Here is an 8,781-nt window from a genome sequence, read left to right as displayed (position 1 = left end):
CGCTCGTTTGCGCAGCTCAGAAGGGTAGGAGGAGGGGCGTGCCATGACTCAATCCTTTCACGGAATAGAGTCTCTACCGAACCCGGAACGGTTCAGAAGGCGCAATCGACGATTGCGAGATCGAGTTCGTTGGCCGCCGACAGTTCGGTGAAGTCCCGGCGCAACTGTGGCCCTGGAACGTGGGAGCGGCCGGTGAACCTGTCGTGGAAGGCAGCATCGGCCTGGTTGAGAGCCGGGTACGTTGCCTTCCGGTCGCATGAGGCGTACAGGTACACGATGGCCTCGGCCTCGGCGCCAATCACCGCTGCAAGGTCATTGCGACGGTCCAGTGGCAGCAGTGCTGTGGGGAAGCCGTCCGTGCCGTAGAACGCGTGACACAGACCGGCGAGTTGGAGGGCCGGACGGGCCTTCCACGTCGCCAGCCGCGACTGTACACGCTGGAGGTGGGTAAGGAGAGTGCCGCCGGGGTGGGCAATGCTTTCGGCACCGAACTCAAGCAGGAGGGTGACAGCCCGGTCAGTCGTGGCAGGGAGAGCAGGCACAGTGTCCGTGTCCCTTCGGTAATGGGTTGGTCGGCACCCGCACAGCGCCTTCGCCGGTCCGGATCCGTACGAAGGCACCGGGCGGGTTGCCGCCTGGGCCCTGCAACGATCTTCTGACACCCCCAGCACCCCAGTCAATCCTGGGGATTACTCCACTCACCCCAGGTATAGCTTGGGTGCTATGACTCTGGATGACCTGCGCGTGTTCGTAGCCGTGTGTCGGGCAGGAAGCCTCAGCGCGGTGGCCCGTGACCTGTCCTGTACCCAGTCCGCAGTGAGCCAGCACGTCAAGCGCCTGGAGCGGGAAGCGGGCATGAGCCTGTTGGAACGCCAGCCGCGCGGGGTTGTTCCCACAACGGCGGGGCGCATCCTGTGCGATGCCGCCGCCGACGGGATCGCCGGGCTCGATCTTGCACTGCGCCGCCTGGGAGACCTCGTGAACGGCGAATGCGGTTCCGTGCGGATCACGACCGGCGGAACGACCGTCCGGCACTTCATGGCCGAAGCGATCGTCTCCTTCCGCCGGCGCTACCCGAAGGTGAGCCTGGAGTTCCAGACCGAGACCTCCAGCCGCGGATGTTTCGACGCCCTGCTGGCCGGCAACCTCGACCTTGCCTGGATCACCGTCGGCGGCCCAGTGCGCGGCATCGAGCAACGCCCCGTCGCCGATCTGCCCTGGGTGCTCGCCATGCGGTCCGACGATCCGCTCGCGGCCCGGCCGCGCATCGACGCCCCCGACCTCACGGGCATCCGCCTCATCCGACTACCGCCGAACTCCACCTCCGGCGCCCATTTGGACACCGTCTTCGCCGAACTGGGGATCCGGACCGGCTCGGACACAAGCGTCGCCGACTGGGACACAGCCCTGCTCCTTGCCGAACTCGGCCTGGGCCACGCCGTCGTCCCCGCCGTACCCGGTCTCCCGACACCTGGTGACGGCAGCCCCCTGCGTCTCATCCCCATTCCGGCGCTGCCGCCGCTGTCGGTCGGCTGGGCCGTACGCCGCTGGGACGCCCTCTCCCCGCTCGCTCGGAGCTTCGCCGACGCGGTCGCTGCAAGTTGTACGAAGTCGCGCGTCATGGCGTGAGCACGAAGACCGAGCTCGGACTGTCTCAAGCTCACCACACAGCAGTCGCTCCTGGGGCCTTCGCCAGTAGGCGCGGGGTCGGAGGGGCAGCACCGGGGTGTTTCACCGCCGACTTCTGGATCACATAAGGTCCGCATTCACGGAAGGGGATTCGTGGCCCGAATGCGAGTTCTGCTGTTGGATGCGGCTCCTGGGAAGCTGCTCGATCGTGAGCTGGAGTGCCTGCTTGGGCACGGGCTGACCGTCACGCTGAACCTCCGGCGCATAGCCGACGCTGCGAGCGCGCGGGTTGCGTGGACGGGCCGGGTGGACTTCACCGACTTCGATGCTTTCGAGGAGTCGGCACTGATAGCCGAGATCTTCCGCGGTGGGATCGGTTATCACGCGGTGAAGTCACGGGCCGGCGTCCCGTTGCGCGCTACGTTCCTGGCAGCGGCGACCGATCCAGCACTGACCAACCGGCTCCGGGTGATCGGCCGGGCCGGGGCAGGCACCGACCACGTCGACCTGGCCGCTGCCGCCCGCCACGGCGTCACCGTCACCCACACCCCGGGCTCCAATGCGACCGCGGTCGCGGAGTTCGCCTTGGCCCAGCTGCTTGCCCTGACCCGGAACCTGTCAGAGCACAACGAGGCCGCGCACCACGGGCGTTGGAGCGGACCGGCTGCCCCCGCGGTCGAGCTGTCGGAGCTGACCCTGGGCGTTCTCGGGCTCGGCCGGATCGGCCAGGCGCTGGCCGAGCGGGCGGCTGCCCTCGGCATGACCGTCCAGAGCCTCTCCCGTCACCCGGCGGGGGCGGCGGCGCTCCGTGCCGAGTCCCTCGGCACCCTTCTGGCCGGCAGCGACGTGGTCTCCCTGCACCTTCCGCTTACCCCGCAGACCCGGGGATTGATCGGCCGGGCGGAACTGGCGCTGATGCGACCTGGCTCGATCCTGCTGAACACCTCCCGGGGCGGAATCGTCGACGAGCAAGCCCTGGCAGATGCACTACGCAACCCGGCACACCCCCTGGCGGCCGCGGCCGTCGACACCTTCGCCCACGAGCACGCCGCATTCACCTCCCCGTTGTTCGGCCTGCCCAACGCCCTGTTCACTCCACACGTCGCCGGGATGACCCGGCGCGCGATGGCTGAGGCCGCCCTCCGCTGCGCCGACAACATCGCAGCGCTGCTCGCTGGCCGCCCGGACGGCGTCCCCGTGGTGGCACCGTAACGTCTGTGGTCGGCGGATAATGGCCGCGCATCCCCCTGTGGTGGCCGACCCGTTGCCGTGGACGCTCCCAAGCCAGGCCGGAACAGCGGACGCGCGGTGGCCGTTTTCAACACGCTGAACTTGACAGAGAAGTTCCCCGTGGTTCCCCGCTTGCCTCCGTTTCGTCGGGCACGGATAGGGCACGCGGCAAGACGTTCAGCCGGGGTAGTCAGTTCGCCAGGGATAGTCGAACGCTGCGACGCCGCCGAACCGCGCCACTGCCGCCCAGAGTCCGTCCTCCCCTTGTGAGACCGTGCGCTCGAGCGTGCTCATGCCGTCGCCCTCAGCCCAACAGAGGTCGTTGGCTATGTAGTGGGGGTGCCACTCGCGGACGAACCAGATCAGGTCGAGGTGAGGGTTCCGCGCTCCAGGGCGATCTTCGAGGCTCGCCCCATGGCGGCTGCCTGAAGCCGTGGAGCCGACCGCCTCAGCCACCGCGGGCTACCGTCCACGGCATCAGGTGTGCTCGCTCTAGCCGCGCGACCGGCGTAGCCGGGGACGGAGCGGGGCGGAGACAGGAGCGTCGTCCCCGGCGGTGACGCCGGGGAGCGCGCGCGGCAAGCGGAGCGAGACGCCTTGACGAAGTAGGGAAACTTCTATCGCACTGATCCATGGCCCTTGGTTGGCCTGCTGGCCTGTCCGCCCGCTGCGTTACGGTGCGGGTTCAGTCCGCAGTGTCGGCGTCCGTGCTGCGTCGGCTCCGCTCCCGCATCGACTGGCCTGGGTCCGCGAGGTGTGTTCCGGTCAGCCCGTCAAACGGCGGGAGCCGTCGCGATCGCGTCCTTCTCCTGGATGGGCGGACCGACGGTGCCGGTGTGAGCGGCCAGTGCCTTCTCCAGGCGCTTGATGTGGTAGTACTGCACCCGCGTCGTGCGCTGCAGGGCCATGACCGCAGTCAGGAACTGGTCCATCTCGGCTGCCCGGGTGAGGATGTCGTCGGGCACGTTCTCGTCCCGCAGCCAGGCTTCCGCGTCCTGGCCGAGCACGGCCTGCGCCCAGTTGCGGGTGATCGGCTTGAACAGACCCGGGTGGTTGGCCACGATCCGCGCTCGGATCGCCAGGTCGTTCTCGACGGCTTCCACGTGCAGTCCGGTGTCCTTGTTGCGCGCCCCGAACAGCGGCTCATGGATGTGGTGAGCATCGAAACCGTGCTCCACGCAGCCGACCCAGAAATCCCAGTCCTCTCCGGCCCGCATGCTCTCGTTGTACCCGCCGACGGTCTCCCATGCCTCACGCCGGAAAAGCGAGCAGTAGAACATGATGAGCCGCTGAAGCAGCAGTTCCCTGCTGTAGGCGGGGAAGGGCATCGCCTGCGGAGGCAGATCGTCGTCGGTGAAGGCGAACACATCGGTCGAGGCGATGGCAATGCCGGGGTCGTTGTCCAGTACCGCGACGGTCTTCTCCAGCATCGTTGCTGCGATCACATCGTCGGCGTCCAGCGGAAGGATGTACCGGCCGGCGCTGGCCTCGATCCCGGTGTTGCGCGCGGCGGAGACCCCGGCATTGGCCTGCTGGAGCAGCCTGATGCGCCGGTCGGGATGGCGGGCGATCAGGGCCTCGGCCACCTCGACGCTGTTGTCGGTACTGCCGTCGTCGACAATGACGATCTCCCAGTCGCGGAACGTCTGGGAAATGACGCTGGACACCGTCTCGGGCAGATAGCGACCGTAGTCATGGCACGGGATGACCACCGAGACCACGGGGTGGGAACTGTGGGGCATGCGCCGTCCTTCGCTTCGGAAACGGAAACGGGAGGGGGAGGATCCTGGGGACGTGTGGTCGCGGGTGGCAGGTCGGGCGACGCCGCCCCCGTTCCGGGGCCGCGCCGGAGCCGACCTGCTGAACCGCGTGCTAGCTGCGGCGTTCGAGCGACGCGTAGTCGGGCCAGTGGGACCAGTGGTCGTGGTCATCGTCGTCGCGGCAGTACCCGTAGTCCGGGATCGTCATGTTGCCGACGGGCGTGCAGCAGTACCCGTAGTCCGCGACCGTGATGTTGCCGACGGGTGTACAGCAGTACCCGTAGTCCGCGACCGTGACGTTGCCGACGGGCGTGCAGCAGTACCCGTAGTCCGTGACCGTGACGTTGCCGTACGGGGGGCAGTGGGATTCGGACCCCGGCGTGAAGGTGACGTCGCCTATCGGCTGTATGTGCTGTCCGTTCTTCGCCGAGGCCGCCGGGTCCGCACCGAGGGAGGCGTAGGCCGCCTCCGCGGTGCCGAGCAGTCCGGCGGTGGCCAGTACGGCGGGAAGAGCCAGGGAAGTGATGGCGCGGGCTTTCACAGTGGCGCCTTTCTGTGGGGGATCTGCCCCGGGATGCCTGTGAACTCCACGGCAGGGCAGTAGTGCCACCGTAAGATCGGCTACCTAACGTGTCAAAAGGACTACTTTCCGTGAGGGGCGGGCTGGGCCGGCCCCTTGCGGCCCTGCTTCAGGAAACCGGGACGGCCTCGGCGTGCGCAGGCGTCTGGGCGTGGTGCGGATGCAGCACTTCCAGATCGGGCATCGCCCAGCAGGCGACACCCATGTCCCGGGCCATCGCGGCGAGACCCTCGGTCTCGATGAGTTGCTGATAGGGGAAGGACGGAAAGATCAGGCCGTCACGGTGAAGGTCGGCGCGCACCAGCAATGTGGTGCCGCCGACCGAGTCGACGCGGAGGAGTCCTTGCCCGCGCAACTCGTCGAGGTACGTCCGGCCGAACCCCCTCGGGGGCTGAAGGATGCCGTCACGTAGCCACGGGGACCAGTTGAGCGTGCCGGCCCTCGGGTGAAGGACGAAGGTGTTGAGATCGTACGTAGGCCCACCGGGCGCGGTGGCACAGTGCGGAACGACGATGTCCTTGCGCGCACCGAGCAGACGCTGGACCAGGTCGGCCGGGTAGCCGGTGACATCGCCGTCGAGCCACAGAACCCACTCCTCGTCGACGAGGGCCCGGGAGAGCAGGTGGTTGCGCACCTTGGCCAGCACCGACCGGCGCCGGCGCTGGATGCCGGGTTCCCAACGGGGTCCGGTCAACTGGAGCCCGAAGTCGCGGCGCACAAGCGTGACCCGCCGGTACTCCGCCTCGAGCCGGGGCAGGACCTGCTGGAGCATTTCCGGTGTCGCGTCCCGGCTGTCGCCCTCCAGCAGGCCCAACGAGATCGCCTCGCGGGGGTAGTCCAGCGTGCGAAGGCGGTCCAGATAGCCGGGCAGGAACGCCGCAGCGTCCTTGAGCGGGCTGAGTACCAGCACCAGGGGCCGCTCACTCGCCGGGGCCGCCGCGGGCACGGCAGTCGGCCGCGGTTTCCGCTCGGAGGTCCGGTCGGTTGTGGTGCCGGCCTCCGCATGGGCGATGTCCCCGGGCGCGATCGGCAGCCGGGTCGCCATGGCAAGCAACCGCTCGGCGTAAGCACCGGGTTCGGCCCAGATCTCGGTCGCCACATCGAAGTGCTCCGCGAAATGGGACTCGTTGAACGTGTTGGTCCCGTGGCACACATATGTGTACAGCTCGGGTGCGTCGACCGATACGACCCGGCAGGTCCGGACCACTTCTTCCGCCACCGGGGTGTCCTCGCCCCGGCGTTGCGCCGGGTAGCGCGGGAGCCGGTCCTTCGCGCACACCATCGACCCTTCCCAGACCCGTGCGCAGGAGATCGCGAGCTTGCGGCGGGCAGGCCACCACAGCCGCTCCCGGGCGAGGAAGCACGCCTCGGCGCCGAGCGTGAGAATCGCCGCCATCTGCGTCTCGACCCGCTCCGGGTCGTACAGGTCGTCGTCGTCCCACTGGCACACGTAGGGCCCGGTGGCCCGGTCCACCGCCTCATTGCGCAGCTCGCCCAACGACCGCCCCTCCGGGGGGAGCCGGTGATGGCGGATCCGAGGGTCGTCCAGGTCGCGGATGTGCTGCTCCAGGGCGTCGTCCGTGCCGTCCTCCACCACGACCAGTTCCAGGTTCGGGTAAGTCTGGTTGCGGAAACACGTGATCGCCCGTTGCGCCGTCGCCGAGCGGTCCTTGGTGACCATCAGGCATGACACCGTCGGCGCGGGCGCGCCCGAAGCCCAGCGGCGGCGCTGGGTGTCAAGGCTGAGCAGACCGTCGGCGAGCGGTTGCCGTTCCTGGCTCGCGCGGAACGGAACCCGCTTGGCGGCCGACATCCGCGGCGGCCCGGAGGTATCGCACGCCCAACTGTCCGACCAGTGGTGCACAGCGCACGCGCGTTCGTAGTCGGCTTCCTGCGGGCCGAACAGCTCTGTCGCGTACGGGCTCACCTTCGGGTACAGGACCTCCGGGCCGAGAACCGTGATCGAGTCGGGCGCCGGGGCACTGTCGATCGCTCTGGTGAGGAAGAACGGGCCGGTCGCGTCCAAGGTGCTGGACAGCTTGTGGGCACTGACCAGTTGGCGGTGCACGTGGGCCCAGAAGGGGTGGCCCGGCCGCGACGCGATGAACGCGTTGCCGACGATGCGGCCGAATCCGCGCTGGCGGGCCAGCAGCAGCCGGGTGTGCACCTCGGGCTCGCAGCCGAGGACGAGCTCGTGGCCGTCAAGGATTCCGGAGACGGGCCGCAGACACTCGAAGTCCAGATCCACGTACAGCCCGCCGAAGTGGTCGAGCAGAAAGTAGCGAATCGCGTCGGCCCGCATGATTGCTTCGGGATAGCCGTCGTAGACCGGCAGGAACCACGGATAGTGCTCCTGGAGGAATGCGCGATTGTCCGCGTCGGTCCACAACCGATACCCCCAGTCGGGATGGTGCAGACGCCAGGAGTCGGCCCACTTCTGCCATTCCGGTGGAATGTCGGCGTCTTTCCATGTTTGGTGGATCAGCGGGGGAATTTTCTCCTGTGCGGACATTTGCACAGTATGGCGGGCGCTCCGGGACGAGCCGAGCTCCCGGTAGACCCGTCGGCAGAACATTCACCCGGGCGGTCGACGAGACACCGGCGAGAACGGGGGCAGTGCGAGCCGCTGCCCCGAAGGACCGGGTCCGTCGGCGGACGGGCCCGGTCCCTTCGGCCGGCGGTCGGTCAGATGCGGTCTGCCGCGATCAGGAGGTACTGGAAGGAGCCGTCCTTGTAGGAGTTGATGAACGCCTCTTCGATACCGGTGACCAGGGAGGACGTGGCCCGCAGCTCCCAGTAGGGGAGGGTCGCGGCAGTCAGGTCGACGATGGTCTGCGGTACGAGACGGTTGTCCGCCATGGCGCGCAGGTATTCCCGGCGGGAGTGGATGTTGCACTCGAAGTGCGCGTTGATCTGGGAGACCCACTTCGAGGGCTGTCCGTAACGCGGGTTCCAGCAGCCGGTGATGGTCACGTAGCGGCCGCCGACCGCGAGGACGCGCGAGTGCTCGGCGAAGAGGTCGTGCAGGTCGACGTACATACTCGACTCGTTGTTCCACGAGGCCGCGGCGTGCCCCGTCTTGAAGGGCATGTCGAGCATGTTGCACACGCGGGCGTGAACATGGTCCTCGATGCCGAGTTCATGGGCGCGCTGGTTCGCGAAGTCGGCCTGCTTGGCCGAGAGGGTGACGCCCTCGACCTTGCATCCGAACCGCTGGTGGGCCATGACCATCGAACCGCCCCGGCCGCAGCCGGCGTCCACGAGCGTGTCGTCACGCCCGATGGAGCCGAGGTGGCCCAGGAGCACGTCGGCCTGCGCCGACTCCAGACGGTGGAGTTCGGCGATCAGCCTCTTCTCGTATGCGCTGCTCTCGGCGTCCCCGAGGGCGGCGTGGTCGACGTCGCCGATGCCGTAGTGGTGGTGGTAGAGCCCGTCCACGTCGCCGAGACGCAGGTTCACGGGCCTGGCCTCATGGTCCCAGTAACGGGCGATGTCACCCTGGTAGGGCGACGCCGGGGCGGGAACGAACGCGGTGGTGCCGTTGACGGTGAGCTCGGTGCTGGTCACAGATGAGTCCATTTC

The 8,781-nt window shown here is 68.2% G+C and carries 6 protein-coding genes and 1 pseudogene; 2 read left to right on the top strand and 5 right to left on the bottom strand.

Annotated features, from left to right (window positions below):
• Positions 1-95: 95 nt before the first annotated feature.
• Positions 96-542, bottom strand: a pseudogene (locus AC067Z_RS17625) (DUF6817 domain-containing protein); the annotation flags it as partial.
• A 181-nt stretch (positions 543-723) separates the two neighbouring features.
• On the opposite strand from AC067Z_RS17625, the gene AC067Z_RS17620 reads away from it, so the two are divergent.
• Positions 724-1,629, top strand: coding sequence for a LysR family transcriptional regulator (locus AC067Z_RS17620; protein ID WP_478790421.1), 906 nt, complete (start codon positions 724-726; stop codon positions 1,627-1,629).
• A 162-nt stretch (positions 1,630-1,791) separates the two neighbouring features.
• Complete coding sequence (locus AC067Z_RS17615) at positions 1,792-2,841, top strand: NAD(P)-dependent oxidoreductase (protein WP_478790431.1); 1,050 nt, start codon at positions 1,792-1,794, stop codon at positions 2,839-2,841.
• Positions 2,842-3,632: 791 nt separating this feature from the next.
• Here AC067Z_RS17615 and AC067Z_RS17610 read toward each other — a convergent pair.
• From AC067Z_RS17610 to AC067Z_RS17595, 4 genes are all read right to left on the bottom strand, one after another.
• The gene (locus AC067Z_RS17610; protein ID WP_478790420.1) at positions 3,633-4,601 is read right to left on the bottom strand and encodes a glycosyltransferase family 2 protein; all 969 of its coding nucleotides are present in this window, start codon (positions 4,599-4,601) and stop codon (positions 3,633-3,635) included.
• A gap of 130 nt (positions 4,602-4,731) precedes the next feature.
• The gene (locus AC067Z_RS17605) at positions 4,732-5,160 is read right to left on the bottom strand and encodes a hypothetical protein (RefSeq protein WP_478790419.1); all 429 of its coding nucleotides are present in this window, start codon (positions 5,158-5,160) and stop codon (positions 4,732-4,734) included.
• Between the two features lie 148 nt (positions 5,161-5,308).
• Positions 5,309-7,711 (bottom strand): glycosyltransferase, encoded by a 2,403-nt coding sequence (locus AC067Z_RS17600; RefSeq protein ID WP_478790418.1) that lies wholly within the window; start codon positions 7,709-7,711, stop codon positions 5,309-5,311.
• A gap of 173 nt (positions 7,712-7,884) precedes the next feature.
• Entirely contained in the window at positions 7,885-8,766 is an 882-nt protein-coding gene (locus AC067Z_RS17595; RefSeq protein ID WP_478790417.1) for a geranyl diphosphate 2-C-methyltransferase, read from the bottom strand.
• Positions 8,767-8,781: the final 15 nt, after the last annotated feature.

The sequence above is a fragment of the Streptomyces sp. NPDC043812 genome (assembly GCF_056436245.1).
Note: the sequence above shows the minus strand (reverse complement) of the source record. Positions and strands in the feature narration are given on the sequence as shown.